Annotated in this window: 10 protein-coding genes; 6 read left to right on the forward strand and 4 right to left on the reverse strand. The window is 68.7% G+C overall.

All coding sequences use genetic code 11. The annotated features are described in order from the left end of the window. Window positions 1–17 precede the first annotated feature (17 nt). Entirely contained in the window at window positions 18–1,163 is a 1,146-nt protein-coding gene (locus M5D76_RS05150) for a pyridoxal phosphate-dependent aminotransferase (protein WP_248922305.1), read from the forward strand. Between the two features lie 42 nt (window positions 1,164–1,205). Here the strand turns inward: M5D76_RS05150 and M5D76_RS05155 are convergent, their stop codons facing one another. Beyond that, window positions 1,206–2,387: an amidohydrolase gene (locus M5D76_RS05155; protein WP_248922306.1), complete on the reverse strand. Its 1,182-nt coding sequence runs from the start codon at window positions 2,385–2,387 to the stop codon at window positions 1,206–1,208. A gap of 210 nt (window positions 2,388–2,597) precedes the next feature. Here M5D76_RS05155 and M5D76_RS05160 point away from each other — a divergent pair, with 210 nt between their 5' ends. The 4 genes from M5D76_RS05160 (at window position 2,598) to dapD (ending at window position 6,531) form a co-directional block, all read left to right on the forward strand. Next, window positions 2,598–3,959, forward strand: a complete 1,362-nt coding sequence (locus M5D76_RS05160; RefSeq protein ID WP_248922307.1) for a diaminopimelate decarboxylase — start codon at window positions 2,598–2,600, stop codon at window positions 3,957–3,959. A 115-nt stretch (window positions 3,960–4,074) separates the two neighbouring features. After that, window positions 4,075–4,965, forward strand: a complete 891-nt coding sequence (dapA, locus tag M5D76_RS05165) for a 4-hydroxy-tetrahydrodipicolinate synthase (protein WP_248922308.1) — start codon at window positions 4,075–4,077, stop codon at window positions 4,963–4,965. Window positions 4,966–4,976: 11 nt separating this feature from the next. Continuing rightward, window positions 4,977–5,735, forward strand: coding sequence for a 4-hydroxy-tetrahydrodipicolinate reductase (gene dapB / locus M5D76_RS05170; protein ID WP_248922309.1), 759 nt, complete (start codon window positions 4,977–4,979; stop codon window positions 5,733–5,735). A 97-nt stretch (window positions 5,736–5,832) separates the two neighbouring features. Further along, entirely contained in the window at window positions 5,833–6,531 is a 699-nt protein-coding gene (dapD, locus tag M5D76_RS05175) for a 2,3,4,5-tetrahydropyridine-2,6-dicarboxylate N-acetyltransferase (protein WP_248922310.1), read from the forward strand. Between the two features lie 379 nt (window positions 6,532–6,910). On the opposite strand, the gene M5D76_RS05180 is transcribed toward dapD, so the two are convergent. From M5D76_RS05180 to M5D76_RS05190, 3 genes are all read right to left on the reverse strand, one after another. After that, entirely contained in the window at window positions 6,911–9,118 is a 2,208-nt protein-coding gene (locus M5D76_RS05180; protein ID WP_248922311.1) for an LTA synthase family protein, read from the reverse strand. A gap of 151 nt (window positions 9,119–9,269) precedes the next feature. Then, window positions 9,270–10,661: an aminopeptidase gene (locus tag M5D76_RS05185; RefSeq protein ID WP_248922312.1), complete on the reverse strand. Its 1,392-nt coding sequence runs from the start codon at window positions 10,659–10,661 to the stop codon at window positions 9,270–9,272. Between the two features lie 113 nt (window positions 10,662–10,774). Beyond that, a complete protein-coding gene (locus M5D76_RS05190) occupies window positions 10,775–12,124 on the reverse strand; it encodes a hypothetical protein (RefSeq protein WP_248922313.1) in 1,350 nt (449 codons plus the stop codon). A gap of 475 nt (window positions 12,125–12,599) precedes the next feature. On the opposite strand from M5D76_RS05190, the gene M5D76_RS05195 reads away from it, so the two are divergent. After that, window positions 12,600–14,993, forward strand: coding sequence for a C69 family dipeptidase (locus M5D76_RS05195; RefSeq protein WP_248922314.1), 2,394 nt, complete (start codon window positions 12,600–12,602; stop codon window positions 14,991–14,993). The last annotated feature ends 84 nt before the right edge of the window (window positions 14,994–15,077 follow it).

Consider the following 15,077-nt stretch of genomic DNA (forward strand, 5'->3'; position numbering starts at 1 on the left):
GCGTCCAAGGAGTCGCCATGCCGCTTGACCTCAACGAAGCACTCTCCGGCCTCAAGCCGTCGGGGATCCGTCGGTTTGCCGCGCTCGCGCGCGAGACGGAGGGCTGCATCTCGCTCACGCTGGGCGAGCCTGGTGAGGACACGCCGCAGGACATCTGTGCCGAGGTGGCGCGCGCCCTGGCGGACGGGGAGACCCACTACCCGCCCAACGCGGGCACGGAGGCGCTTCGAGACGCCATCGCGTCGCACCTGTCGGGGCGGGGCCTCTCGTTTGGCGCCGACGAGGTCATCGTGACGAGCGGGGCCACGGAGGCGCTCTTCTCGGCGATGGAGGCCCTGCTCAACCCCGGTGACGAGGTCATCGTGCCGATGCCGGCGTTTTTGCTGTACCAGTCGCTCGTGACGCTGAACCGCGGGAGCGTGGTCGAGCTTGACACGGCGCCGCACGGCTACCAGATCGCGCCCGACGCGCTGGGCGAGGTCGTGGGCGAGCGGACCAAGGCCATCGTGCTGACGTCGCCCAACAACCCCACGGGCTGCGTGCTGTCCGCCGAGAGCCTCGACGCCGTGGCGGAGCTTGCGGCCGAGCGCGACTTCTACGTGATCTGCGACGACGTGTACGACCAGCTGGTCTACGTCGACGGGTACGAGGGGTTCGCGCAGAGGCATCCCGAGCTGCGCGACCGCACCATCGTGGTGAACAGCTTCTCGAAGCCGTATGCGATGACCGGGTGGCGCCTGGGCTGGCTCGCGGCGCCGGCCGAGCTCGTAGAGCAGGTCGCCAAGGTCCACCAGTATGCCGTGTCGAGCGCGGTGTCGTTCACGCAGCGCGCGGCCGTTCGCGCGCTGGCGAGCGACGTGGTGCCCATGCGCGAGCGCTACCGTGCGCGCCGCGACCTGGTGACGCAGGCGCTCGCCGCGACGGGGCTGCCCACGCCCGAGCCCGGCGGCGCGTTCTACGCGTTCCCGTCGATCGAGGAGTTCGGCATGAGCTCCGAGGAGTTCTGCACCCGCGCGATCCGCGAGGCGGGCGTGGCGATGGTGCCCGGGGCGCTCTTCGGCGGGGAGGGCCACGTGCGCCTGAGCTATGCCTGCGCGGACGCCGAGCTGGAGGAGGCCCTCGTGAGGCTGGGCCGCTTCGTCGGGGCGCTCAGGCGCGGGTAGCCGTCGCGCGGGCCGGCCGCTCCCGGGGCCGGCCTGGCCGCGCTAGGGGATGCGGACGAGGCGGCGGTAGCAGTCGAGGCCGACCATGAGCACGCGCTCGTCGAAGTCGAAGGTCGACGCGTGCAGCGGGGCGGGCGTACCCGTCCCCAGCAGCATGAAGACGCCGGGCAGGTACTGCTGGTACCAGGCGAAGTCCTCGGTGATGAGCAGCGGCTCGTCGATGCGGCCCATCTCGGGCACCGCCTCGCGCGCGAGCTCGAGCAGGCCGGCGTCGTTGGTGACGGGCGGGTAGCCGTCGGAGAAGGCGACGCTCGCCGTGCAGCCCTCGCGCGCCGCGGCCTCGTCGGCGATGCGCCTGACCTCGCCGCGCAGGTGGTCGCACATCTTGTCGGAGAAGGTCCTCAGGCTGCCCTGCAGCAGCGTGTGCGCCGAGATCTGGTTGCGCACGTCGCCCGAGGCCATCTTGCCGAACTTGAGCAGGCACGGCTCCTCGCGCTCGGCCTCGCGCATGAGGTCGTAGGCGTCGCAGAGGAAGCGGCAGCCGGCGGCGAGCGAGTCGTGCCCCTCGTCGGCCTTGGCGACGTGCGATGCCAGGCCGCTGATCTCGACCTCGGTCTCGAACGAGGCGGCGAGAAGAGCGCCGGCGCGGCTCGCGACCACGCCCTCTTCGAGGTCCGGCCACAGGTGGAAGCCAAAGATCCGATCGACGCGGAGTCGCTCGAAGAGCCCCGTCTCGCAGACGATGCGCGCTCCTCCCGTGGTCTCCTCGGCGGGCTGGAACACGATCAGGACCGAGCGCGGCAGCTCGTCGGCGTGCGCCGCCACGTGCCAGGCGAGGCCGAGCGCCATCGCCATGTGGCCGTCGTGCCCGCAGGCGTGCATGCGCCTCTCGTGGGTCGAGGCGAACTCGCGGCCGGTCTGCTCGCTCACGGGCAGGGCGTCCATGTCGGAGCGAAACGCCGTCGCGTGCTCGCTTTTGCGGTCGACCCACAGGCACACGGTGGACTTGCAGGGCGTGAGGATCTCGCAGGCCTGGCCGCGCCGATTCAAAGCGGCCCTCACCTGCTCGAGCTCGCGCGTCACGTAGGCCACGGTCTTCGGCAGGTCGAAGTCGATCTCGGGGATGCGGTGCAGGTCGCGCCTCACGCGCGTGAGGTAGGCCAGCGTGGGCTCTCCCGCCTCGTCCAGCTCGCCTGCAGAGACCGTCTGCTCGCCGTCAGTCATGCCAACTCCTCGCCGAATCGCCGGCGCCGCCTCGCGCGACGCCTGTCGTTAGCGCGATTCTAGCCAACGCACGCCGAGGCGCGGCACGACGCCGTGCTTTGAATCCATTCTGTTACGTTGGGCGGCGACCTTCGCCCGCCCCTCGCGCGCCCCCGTACACTAGCCCAAAGGTTCGGATACCATGCCGGCATGCGAGGGAGGGGAGGTCCCGTGGCCCAGCAGAAGCGACCGTTCGTCAGCCTCGACGAGCTCGAGGCCATCTGCGCCGAGCACCCGACCCCGTTCTACCTCTACGACGAGCGCGGCATCCGCGAGCGCGCCCAGCAGCTCGTCGACGCCTTCGCGTGGTGCCCCGGCTTCAAGGAGTACTTCGCCGTCAAGGCAACGCCCAACCCCGCCATCCTCTCCATCCTGCGCGAGTACGGCTTCGGCCTCGACTGCTCCAGCGAGTGCGAGCTCATGCTCGCCGAGGCGCTCGGCTTTAGGGGAGAGGAGATCATGTTCTCCTCCAACGACACGCCCGACTCCGAGTTCGCCTACGCCGCGCGCCTGGGCGCGCGCGTCAACCTCGACGACATCACCCACATCGACGCCTGGGAGCGTTCCGTGGGGGAGTTCCCCTCCTTCATGAGCCTGCGCTTCAACCCCGGCGGAGACTTCGACTTCACCAACGGCATTTTCGACTCGCCGGAGCGCGCCAAGTTCGGCCTCACCGAGCCCCAGATGCTCGAGGCCGCGCGCGAGCTGTCGCGCCGAGGCGTCCGCGAGCTGGGAATCCACGCTCTTCTCGCCAGCAACACCGTGACCAACGAGTACTTCCCGGCGCTCGCGCGGCTGCTGTTCGGCCTCGCCGTGCGCATCCGGCGCGAGTGCGGCGTGCGCGTGAGCCTCGTGAACCTGTCGGGTGGCGTGGGCGTGGCGTACCGGCCGGAGGAGACGCCCAACGACATCGCCGCCATCGGCGAGGGCGTGCGCCGCGCGTTCGAGGAGGTCCTCGTGCCCGCGGGCATGGGCGACGTGGACATCGCCTGCGAGCTGGGCCGCTTCATGCTGGCGCCGTTCGCGGGCCTCGTCTGCCGCGTCACGCACGAGAAGCACACCTACCGCGACTACCTGGGCGTTGACGCCTGCGCGGCCAACCTCATGCGGCCGATGCTCTACGACGCCTACCACCACATCACGGTCATGGGCCGCGAGGACGCGCCCGCCGACCACACCTACGACGTCGTCGGCATGCTGTGCGAGAACAGCGACCGCCTGGCCACGGCGCGCGCCCTGCCCGAGACCCACGTCGGCGACCTGCTGTTCATCCACGACGTGGGTGCCCACGGCCACTCCATGGGCTACAACTACAACGGTCGTCTGCGCTCGGCGGAGCTGCTGCTGCGCGAGGACGGCACCTGCGACGTCATCCGCCGCGCCGAGCGGCCGAGCGACTACTTCGCGACCCTCGACGTGCTGGGCGTGTCGGGCCGGCTCGCGGAGCTCTCCGAGGAGCACGAAGCGCCATCGGGCGAGAAGAGCGTGCCTGGCGGCTCGCCGGGCCGCCGTCACAAGCCCGGGCGTCCGTAAGGGGCGCGTGCCGTCCGTGCGCGGCCGGCACCTGGTTGTTGCAGACACGAACGCGCGCATGCTCGCAGGCGAGCATGCGCGCAAACGGGCATCAGCCCGAAGGGAGCTGGATAGCATGGACATCACGAATCTCACGGGATCGGTCGTCGCCCTCGTCACCCCGTTCGACGCCGACGGCAAGGTCGACTTCGACGCGCTCGAGCGCCTCGTCGACTTCCACCTCGAGGGCGGCACCGACGCGATCCTCGTGCTCGGCACCACCGGCGAGTCGTCGACCATGACCGACGGCGAGGACTACGCCGTCGCCGAGTGCGTCATCAGCCGCGTGGCCGGGCGCATCCCCGTCATCGGCGGCGCGGGCTCGAACTGCACCGAGGAGTCGCTCAAGAAGAGCCTCGGCCTGCAGCGTCGCGGCATCGACGGGCTCCTCCTCATCACGCCGTACTACAACAAGAGCAACGAGGAGGGCATCTACCGCCACTTCACGAGCGTGCTCGACAAGGTCGACGTGCCCTGCATCCTCTACAACATCCCCGGTCGCACGGGCTGCTCGATCAGCGAGAGGAACGTGGCGCGCCTCTCGACGCACCCCAACGTCTGCGGCATCAAGGAGGCCTCGGGCAACATCTCCTACGCGACGACCGTCGCGCGCTACCTCTCCGACGACTTCCGCATGTACTCCGGAAACGACGACATGGTCGTGCCGATCCTGTCGCTCGGCGGCTCGGGCGTGATCTCGGTCTGGGCCAACGTCGCCCCGGCCGACGTGCACGGCATGGTCGCCTCCTGGCTCGCGGGCGACCACGACGCGGCGCTCGCGACCCAGCTCAAGAACCTCGACCTCGTGCACGCGCTCTTCTCGGAGGTCAACCCCATTCCGGTCAAGGCGGCCCTCGCCGAGATGGGCCTCATCCAGGAGAAGTACCGCCAGCCGCTCTGGCCCATGGCCGACGCCACGCGCGTCCGCCTGGTGGACGCGATGCGCGCGGCCGGCCTCGTCGGATAGGAGGGATGTGCATGACTGACACGAACGCGAACGCAAGCGGCTCAGCCATCTCCGTCGTCCTCGTGGGCGGCGGCCGCATGGGCGCCCTCATCGCGTCCACGATGGAGGCGCAGGGCGGATTCGACATCATGGGCGTCTACGACGAGAACAACATCGACGAGCTGGACGCCGCCGCGCCCGCCGCGGACCTCGCCGTCGACTTCTCCAACAAGGCCGCGCTGCCCCACGTCTGCGCCTACGTTCGCCGCAGCGGCTGCGCCCTCGTGAGCGGCACGACCGGCTACACCGCCGACGAGATTGGCGAGCTCCGGGCCCTCGGCGACGCCAGCGCCGTCATCCACTCGGCCAACTACTCGCTCGGCGTTGCGGTCCTGCGCCGCCTGGCCGCGCAGGCCGCGCGCGCCCTCGCCGACTTCGACATCGAGATCGTCGAGACGCACCACAACCAGAAGGCCGACGCCCCGTCCGGCACCGCCAACATCCTGCTCTCGGCGGTGGATCCCGCGGGCGAGAAGAGCGTGACCTACGGGCGCGAGGGCATGGTCGGGGCCCGGCCCGCTCGCGAGATCGGCATGCACAGCCTGCGCGGCGGCACCGTCGCCGGCACGCACGACGTGCACTTCTTCGGCCCCGACGAGGAGGTCTGCCTCACGCACCGCGCCACCAGCAGGCAGATCTTCGTGAACGGCGCGGTCGCCTGCGCGCGGCGCATCGCGGGCGCCAAGCCCGGCTTCTACACCTTCGACGAGCTCATGTTCGGCGAGGGCTAGGCACGCACCGATGCGGCCGGGGCAGCGACCCGGCCGGGACCCAGGCACGGACCGGGCGGAGGGGCACGCTCCTCTCGCCAGACGCAAAGGAGGAACCGTGGACGCACAGGAGATCATCAACTACATCGCCACCGCCCCCAAGAAGACCCCGGTCAAGCTGTACGTCAAGCTGGCCGTGGGAGCGACCGTCGACTGGGGCGACGCGCACGTGTTCGGCGACGGCGACGTGGTCGTGTTCGGCAACTGGGACGAGCTCGGGCCCATCGTCTCCGCGAACGCCGACGCCATCGACGACATCGTGATCGAGAACGACCGCCGCAACTCCGGCGTGCCGCTGCTCGACCTCAAGGGCGTCAACGCGCGCATCGAGCCCGGCGCCCTCATTCGCGAGAAGGTTGAGATCGGCGACAACGCCGTCATCATGATGGGTGCGGTCATCAACATCGGCGCCGTCATCGGCGAGGGCACCATGATCGACATGGGCGCGGTCCTGGGAGGGCGCGCCATCGTCGGCAAGAGGTGCCACGTCGGCGCGGGCACCGTGCTCGCCGGCGTGGTCGAGCCCGCCAGCGCGACGCCCGTCGTCATCGAGGACGACGTCATGCTCGGCGCGAACGCCGTGGTCATCGAGGGCGTCCGCGTGGGCAAGGGGGCCGTGGTCGCGGCCGGCGCCGTCGTGGTCGACGACGTTCCCGCCGGCGCGGTCGTCGCGGGATGCCCCGCCAAGGTCATCAAGATGAAGGACGAGAAGACCGCCGACAAGACGGCGCTGGTGGACGCGCTCCGCACGCTCTAGCACGCTTGCAGCTCAAACTGGCCTCGAGGGCGCGACCGCTCAGCGTGAAATGCCGTCGAGGCCATTCTGCGCTGACGGTTGCGATCTGCCTCGGCGGCCACCGTTTGCGCAAAACCCACCCTCCGTGTACAAGATGCGCCGAGTCGATCGCAAAAACGAGCCCCTGTGGCAAGGTCTTGGCGGCCCACTGCCTTCGGTTGCATCTCTTATGTGAATAGAGTAGAACACGCAACTGGGGATTTGTCTTTTCTGATGCAGAACCAGCGCCTCGGGCTCCCTCACGCGGCAAAACATCTTGCCACGCAGCAGCAAAACTGCACGTCGAAATTGAAAATCTTTCCACGAAGGGGTGCTTTTGCGCGCGTTGAGCCCCGTGCGGCTAGACCCTGGAGCCGAACTCAAGGTAGTTGAGGTACGAGAGGTCGCGAACCGTGCCTGCGAAGGGTGCGGCCGCATCGTCCGTCTTGTGCCAGGGGCCGCCCTGCTCGCGCGACGCGATCGGCGTCACGACGGGGAGCGCCTGCATGAGGCCCGCCTGGGCGCGCTGGTAGTCCGTCAGCGGCAGGCCCGCCTCGAGCCCCATGAGCGTGCCGAGGTAGTTGAGGCTCAGGTCGCGCTCCTCGCTGACCTGATCGCTGCCCGCCACGTCGTAGTTGGCCCATACGAGGTAGTTCGTCTGGTAGGTCTTCATGATGTGGTCGAGGCTCGCGTGGTCGGCCTCGGGGGAGAGGCGGTCGTTCTCCCACGGCGAGATGTTGGGCTGGTGGTCGCCGAAGAAGACCACGATCACGGGCCGGTCGAGCGCCCGCAGCCTCCCCAGGAACGCCTCGAGCGCGCGGTCCGACTCCTCGATGCAGCTGACGTACTCGCTGAGCTGCGCGTTGTCGTAGTCGCTCTGGCCCTTGATGTCGTAGTGCTCCAGCTTGTCCTCGGGGATGTTGAACTGGTCGTAGCCCGTGTGGTTCTGCATCGTCACGTCGAACACGAACTGCGGGCGGTCGCCCTCGAGCAGCTCGAGCACCCTGTCGTAGGTCGCGGCGTCGGTCACGCCGGAGTGGAACTCCGGCGCCCCCTCGAAGTCCTCGATGTCCAGGAACTCGTCGAAGCCGAACTGCTCGTAGACCTTGTCGCGCTTCCAGTTGCTCGCGAGGTTGGGGTGGATCGCGTGGGTCGCGTAGCCCAGCTGTCGCATCTGCTGCGGCAGCGCGGCGCAGCGGCTGAGGTCGTAGAGGTTGTACGGGTACTTGCCTGGCCCCACGAACGCCATCGAGTTGCCCGTGAGGAACTCGAACTCGCTGTTGCAGGTGCTGCCGCCGAGCACCGAGACGAAGAGGTGGCCGCGCGAGAGGCAGTCGTCGACGGACGAGAAGAACCTCGGTCCCGGGTAGCCAAAGTCACCAAGGACGCGCAGGTCGGCGAAGGTCTCGTTCATGATGCAGACGACGGAGGGGCGCACCTCGTCGAACTGCGCCCGCGCCGCCTGGTGGTTGGCCCACTCGCCCGAGCCCTCGGCGTGCTCGCCCCACGTGCGCTCGACCTCGCGCGCCGCGCCCTCGCTGTAGCCCGCGGGCGCGTCGATCGGCATGTCGTGGGCGATCGTGAGGAAGCTCGTCAGGAATCCGTGCTCGCGATAGGTGCTCGTGGGCTCCCAGAACTTGACCTCCTCCTCCGCGAGGCGCTCGGCGCACCGCACGGACGTGTCGCGCGCCACGCCGACGTAGGCGCACGCCAACGCCGCGCAGCACGCGATCTCGAGGGCCTTCGCAATCCAGCCGGGCACGCGCGTCGCGAGCCGGCCGCCGCTCCCGCCCTCGACGGCGTCCGCCTTGGCCCTCGCCGCCTCGTCGACGCAGCGCAGCTGCGCGCGCACGGGCATCACGTAGGCGAGAAGAGCGAGCCCGACGCAGGTGATCGTCATTGCGTCGAGCGCGGGCGCAGCCATCTGGAAGCGCAGGTTCGACCCGACCGCGGCTGCCGTGCCGAGGGCCAGGAGGTCGCCCGGCATGATGACGCTGCCCTTGAGCACGACCACGAAGTACTGGGCGAGGCCGATGACCTGCAGCACGACCAGAAGGACGGAGCAGGCCCAGTTGCGACGGCAGACCACGAACCACGCGGCGAGCATCGCGAGCGCGATTACGGCTTGCTCGCTGGCTGCCGAGAGCGGCGCGATGTCAGCCAGGGCATCGTTCCAGGGAAGCTCGACCGAGAAGAACGCGAGGTAGGAGGCCACAAGCACGAGCACGAGGTCGACTGCGAACACGAGCGCGCCCATGGGCAGGCCGCGACCGCCGGCCGCGAGCACGCGCGAGAAGACGCGGTCGCGCTGCGAGGCCGCGACGCCCGCCGCGGCGCACACCGCGGAGAACGCCACGACCGAGCCCGCCTGCCCGCGATAGATGCCGCTTGCCACGAGCGCCAGCACCACGACCTCGAGCAGGGCGAAGACGCCCACCCACGCGCCGGTTCCCAGTCGCGCGGCAAGCCCGCGTCCGTCGGCGCGTCGCGCCTGCCTGACAATGCAGAAGACGAGAAGAGCGGCCCCCGCGAGGGGCGCGAGGGCGCAGGCCGTCCGTCCAAGGTCCATGTGGTCAATCCTCCGTGCTGGGTGCGGGCAGCACGCCCGTGCCGCCGTTCGTTCAGTGTTCGCGACGCTCCATTGTAGTCCATGCGAAAGAGGGGCGCCGCCCGTGCGGGCGACGCCCCTCGTCAGGTGTGAGTTCGTGCGGGCGCGAGGCCTACGCGAGCTTCAGGAAGGCCTTGTAGCCGCGGTACGCCTCATAGACGTCGGCCTTGCTGATGACCTCCCACGGCGCGTGCATGCTGAGCACGGGCACGCCGCAGTCGATGACGTTCATGCCGTACTCCGCGAGGATGTAGGCGATGGTGCCGCCGCCACCGGCGTCGACCTTGCCGAGCTCGGCGGTCTGGAAGTGCACGCCCGCGCCGTCCATGCACGCGCGGATCTCGGCGACGTACTCGGCGTCGGCGTCGTTGGAGCCGCTCTTGCCCCTCGAGCCGGTGTACTTGTTGAAGGTCAGGCCGTGGCCGAGGTAGCAGGAGTTCTTGGGCTCGAAGACCGACGCGTAGCTCGGGTCGAAGCCTGCGGAGACGTCGCTCGAGAGCATGCGCGAGTTCCTGAGGCAGCGCCTGAGGGCGAGCTGGCCCTCCTCGCCGGCAAGCGCGAGGATCTCGGCCATGACGTCCTCGAAGAAGCGGCTCGTCATGCCCGTGGCGCCGACGGAGCCGATCTCCTCCTTGTCGACCAGGATCGTGACGGCGGTCTTCTCGGGCGCCTCGCACTCGAGCTGCGCGACGAGGCTCGGGTAGGCGCAGGAGCTGTCGTCGTGGCCGTAGCCCAGGATCATCGAGCGGTCGAGGCCGAGGTCACGGGCGGGGCCGGCGGGAACGACCTCGAGCTCGGCGGAGAGCAGGTCCTCCTCCTCGATGCCCAGCTCGCTGGCGAGAAGGTCGACGATCGCGGACTTCACGGGCGTCTTGTCCTTCTTCTCGTCGTCGAACGTGACGGGGCGGTTGCCCACGATGACGTCGAGCAGCTCGCCCTCGATGACGTCGGAGGCGGTCTTGGTCAGCTGCTCCTTGGAGAGGTGGATAAGCAGGTCGGAGACGCAGAAGACGGGGTCGTCGGCCGCCTCGCCGATCGTGACGGGCACCGTCGTGCCATCCTTCTTGCACACCACGCCGTGGATGGCCAGCGGGATGGTAACCCACTGGTACTTCTTCACGCCGCCGTAGTAGTGCGTGTCGAGGGTGACGATCTCGTTCTTCTCGTCCAGCGGGTTCTGCTTGACGTCGAGGCGCGGCGAGTCGATGTGCGCGCCCAGGATGTTGAGACCCTCGGCGAGCGGCTTCTTGCCCAGCTCCACGAGGAGAAGAGCCTTGCCGTGGTTGGAGGCATAGACCTTGTCGCCGGCGGAGAGCTTCTCGCCTGCGGCGACGAGCTCGGCGAGGTCGCGGTAGCCCGCCTCGCGCGCCATCTCGATGGAGGCGGCGCAGATCTCGCGCTCGATCTTGTTCTCGGAGATGAACTGGCGGTAGTTCTCGGCGAACTCGTTAAGCTCGTCGACCTTCTCGGGAGAGTAGTCCTTCCAAGCGTTCGGACGTTCCATGCGAACTTCCCTTCTCGTATCGGCGTCGTCGGGGCGTGCCCGACTCGCCTGCAACGTTCGGCGCGGCCGACGAGTGCCGGCCGCGCCCTTGGTTTGGTATGAGTTAAGTCTACTTAACTTGAGGTGTGGCGAGGGGCTTGGGCCGTGCCAGATGTTGACCCTGTGGAGCTAGTCGAGCCCGAGGTGCCTCCCGTGGTCTGTGAGCTGGAGGTAGAGCCTGACGACGTGCCCGACGAGCTGGACGAAGACGACTCGCCGGAGGACGTGCCGCTGCCCGTGGACGAGCCCGAGCCGGACGCCGAGCCCGACTGCCCGGAGCCGCCGGAGCCCGAGCCGCTCGCGCCTCCCGTGGTTCCCGTGGCGCTGCCGCCCGTGGTGCCCGACGTCGTCTGGCTCGGCGTCTGCGTCGTGGTCGGCGTGGCGGTAGGCGTGGCCTCGGTGGTGGTCGTCTGCGCGGAGTCGCCCTCGGCCTCGCTGCCGGACTCGGTCTGGGTGCCCCTCACGCGCGTGCCGTGCGTGGACGTCCCCGTGCTTGCGGCCTCGTCCGCCTCCTCCTGCTGCGTCTGCGTCTCGGTCGTAGTCGGCCCGATGCCGCGGCCGGCCGTCGCCCAGGTCACGATGCCCGCATAGGCGAGCACCGCGCCGAGCACGATCGCGAACACCGCGATGGCCGCGTTGCGCTTGATGCGCGCGTGCCTGCGCTTGGCCGCGGCGCGCGTCATGTACTCGGGCGCGATGCGCGTGCCGCCTTCGGCCTGCGCGGCGCCGCCCTCCGCCTGGTCGCCCGCGCCCTGCGCGTCCACGGCCTGGGGCGCGTCCGGGAACCTCCGGACGAAGGTGTGGTCGGCGTCGACGTCCTGCGCGGAGACGCTTCGTCCGGTGACGGGGTCGACGTAGGACGCCTCGCCGCGCGCGGTCTCGGCCGGCACGCAGGCGTCGCCGCCGAAGGGGTCCGCCTGCCGGGCACCGTCGCTCGGGCGCGTGGTGGCGGGGGAGAAGAGCTCCTGGTCAGGAATGGCGCGGATCTTCTCGGCGGAGGCGGCGAGCATGCCCTTGTAGACCTGCGTCGCGATGGCGGTCGCGGCGCCGGCCACGAACACGCCGATGATCGAGCCGGCGAGTCCGATCTGGCTCTGCAGGGCGAACGACGTCGCTGCGGCAAGCGCGCTCGCGATGGCGGAGGTGACGGAGACCTCCGAGAAGATCCCGCGCCTCTCCTGCGGCTCGCCCGTTTCGCCAGGTGTCGTTGTGGCCCGCGGGGCCTGGCCCTGTGCGGCCTGCGGCCGGGCCTGGGTCTGCCGGGTCGGGGCTTGCGCCGCGGGGTTGGGGTTGGGGTGCTGCGTGCGCATCGTCGTCGCGTCCGCGTGTGCGGCAACGGTCGGCTGCGCGTCGATGACGCTGGTCTGCTGTTGGGTCATGGGCTCGTCGGTGCTCGGCGCGCCCTGGTTGGGCTGAGGTGACACGAACGAATCTCTCCCTTGGGTCTGCGCATGGCGAGGCCATGCGTGAGGAGTCCTCCTGCCTATCGGGTACCCCACTATAGGCGCGCCTGTCGCGGCGACGGCAACTCCACGAAGACAAAACAAGCTGAAGGGGAGCGCGGCCCTCCGGTCGTCGTCCCAATATGCTTATAGAATGGTATCAATTGCGACAAATATCCAATTGTGTCCAATGTCGACCATCCCTGGCGCCATGCGTTTTCTGGAGCGTGCAATCTAGCTGCGACAACGCTTCCTCCCATGGCCGCATCGCGCGAATAAATATCTAAATATAGACATTGACGTTGTGTTTCGCAACGAAGACTATCTTGTTACGCCTGGCGACGCGAACCGCACGCTTGCAAGATTCGCAACGCGCTGCCAGATTCCCTCCACTACGATTCCGAACGTTTCTGCTATGCACGGTGGCGAATACTTTATTCGCCGAAAGGAGATCGGAATGTTGAAGAAGGGAACGGTCGCGCGCGTCGTCACCTCGACGGCTCTCGCGGCGGTCATGGCGGGCCTGCCCGCCGTCCAGGCGCTCGCCTGCACGCAGGTCACCATCGGCTCTGAGCTCACCTCCACGGGCGACACCTACTTCGGTCGCTCGGAGGACTACGCCAACCGCTACGGCAAGTGCTTTGGCATCGAGCCCGCCACGACCAGCGGCAAGGTCATCCAGAGCTACGAGAACGGCGAGGACCCCACGGCGTCGTTCAGCTACACGATCGAGGGTCCCACGTTCCGTTACACCTACGTCCGCGACACGCCTGACAACTGGACGCACGACTACGACCCCGCCGCCAAGGCCTACTCCGAGGCGGGCACCAACGAGAAGGGCGTGAGCGTCTCGTCCACCCTCACCACCGACATGAACGGGAAGATCAGGACCGTTGACGACACCGTCGCCACGGGCATCGGCGAGTACTCGATCGCTGACTTCGTCCTCTCGCAGGCCTCCACCGCCCGCGAGGGCGTCCGGCTCCTGGGTGCCGTCATCGACGAGAAGGGCTCGCAGGACTGCAACCAGATCCTCATCGGCGACGCCACCGAGACCTGGGTCTTCATGCAGCTCTCCGGCCACCAGTGGTGCGCCGTCAAGGCGCCGGCTGACATGGTCTCCGTCAACCCCAACATGGACAACCTCCAGTTCGACGTCGACATCAACGATCCCGATAGCTGCATCCACTCCGAGGGCCTCGTGAGCAAGGCCGAGGAGGCCGGATCTGACGTCGTGACCGAAGGGCGCTTCAACGTCGCCGCGTCCTATGGTGGCACGTCCGAGGCGCAGGGCGGTAGCTGCAACATCCGCTACGTCCAGGGCCACAAGTACTTCGGCGACGAGGCACTGGGCAGCTACGTCGTCGACGAGGCGAGGGGCGTGACGTCCATCGAGAACAACCGCCTGTTCTTCTCGCCGACCAACACCCAGATCGACACGTTCACGGCCCTGCGCGCCCTTGCTGCCCGCGGCGAGGGAACCGACGTCGACGCGAACGTCAACCCCTTCTTCTACGCCATCGGCACCAACCGCAACACCGAGAGCCACATGTTCCAGGTGCGTGACGAGTACGCTGCGGATGACCCCGAGATCGCGACCCTCCAGTGGGAGGGGCTGTCCCGCAGCGAGTTCAGCGTCTTCGTACCGTCCTATTCCAACCTGCTGACCGAGGTCGACCAGGACATCTACCCGCTCGAGCACGAGTTCGACATCACGCACGTGGGCATCCAGAGCGAGCGCAACGACCCCGAGAAGATCGCCAACAACGAGAAGGTCGCCATGGCCGACGGCGAGGAGGTCACGCTCGACAGCACGCTGATGGATCTCAACACCCTCTGCTACAACCACCGCGACACCGTGGCCACGGGCGCCCGTGCCTACCTCGACGTGGTGCAGAAGGACCTCATCTCCGAGCAGGCCGCCATCGACGAGGTCATGGCCGCCACGCCCGACACGGCGACGCGCACCAAGCTCGCCAACAGGGCGCATGCCGTCGCGTCGAGGGCCACGTTCGAGAAGTGCCACGCGCTGCTCGAGGAGGTCCGCGCCTACCTGCGCGCCGGTGACTTCTCGACGCCGTTCGCCGCGTCCGACCTCTCCGAGGAGGGCACGCTCGTCGAGCCGCTGGGCTACGACCACGCCTTCGAGCCCGCGATCGACCGCCAGCCGGCCTCGACCACGGCCTTCGCCGGCGAGCCCACCGCGGCGCTCTCCGTCTCCGTCAAGGGCGCGACCGACGGCGCGACCTACGTCTGGCAGATGTCAACCGACGGCGAGAAGTGGGTCGACTGCGGCACCAACAACACCTACGTCCCGCAGACGAGCGAGGTCGGCGCCACGAGCTACCGCGTCGTGGTGACCAACGAGCTTGGCTACTCCGTCACCTCCGACGCGGCGGTCGTCACCGTGTCGGAGAAGCCCGAGCCGCTGGAGACGGGCACGATGTACCGCCTGTACAACCCCTACACCGGCGAGCACTTCTACACGGCCAGCTTCGACGAGATGATGGCCAACGTGCAGCTCGGCTGGCTCTACGAGGGCAGCGGCTGGACGGCTCCCAGCTTCTCCAACACGCCCGTCTACCGCGTGTACAACCCCTATGCCGGTGACCATCACTACACGACGAGCGAGGTTGAGCGCGACCACCTCGTCTCGCTCGGCTGGTCCGACGAGGGCATCGGCTGGTACTCCGATGACGCCGAGGGCGTGCCGCTGTACCGCCAGTACAACCCGAACGCCCAGGCCGGCGCCCACAACTACACGACCAGCGGGTTCGAGAGGGACACGCTCGTGAGCCTCGGCTGGTCCGACGAGGGCATCGCCTGGTACGGGGTCGCCACCAAGGCCTAGGCCTGACGTGCGCGCCCGATCGCGCGGGTGCAGGCACGAGAGATCAGAGGCGAGGGGAGGGGCGCAAGCCGAGAGGCACGCTCT

The organism is Olsenella intestinalis, from assembly GCF_023276655.1.
GTDB classification, from domain to species: Bacteria; Actinomycetota; Coriobacteriia; order Coriobacteriales; family Atopobiaceae; genus Olsenella_J; species Olsenella_J intestinalis.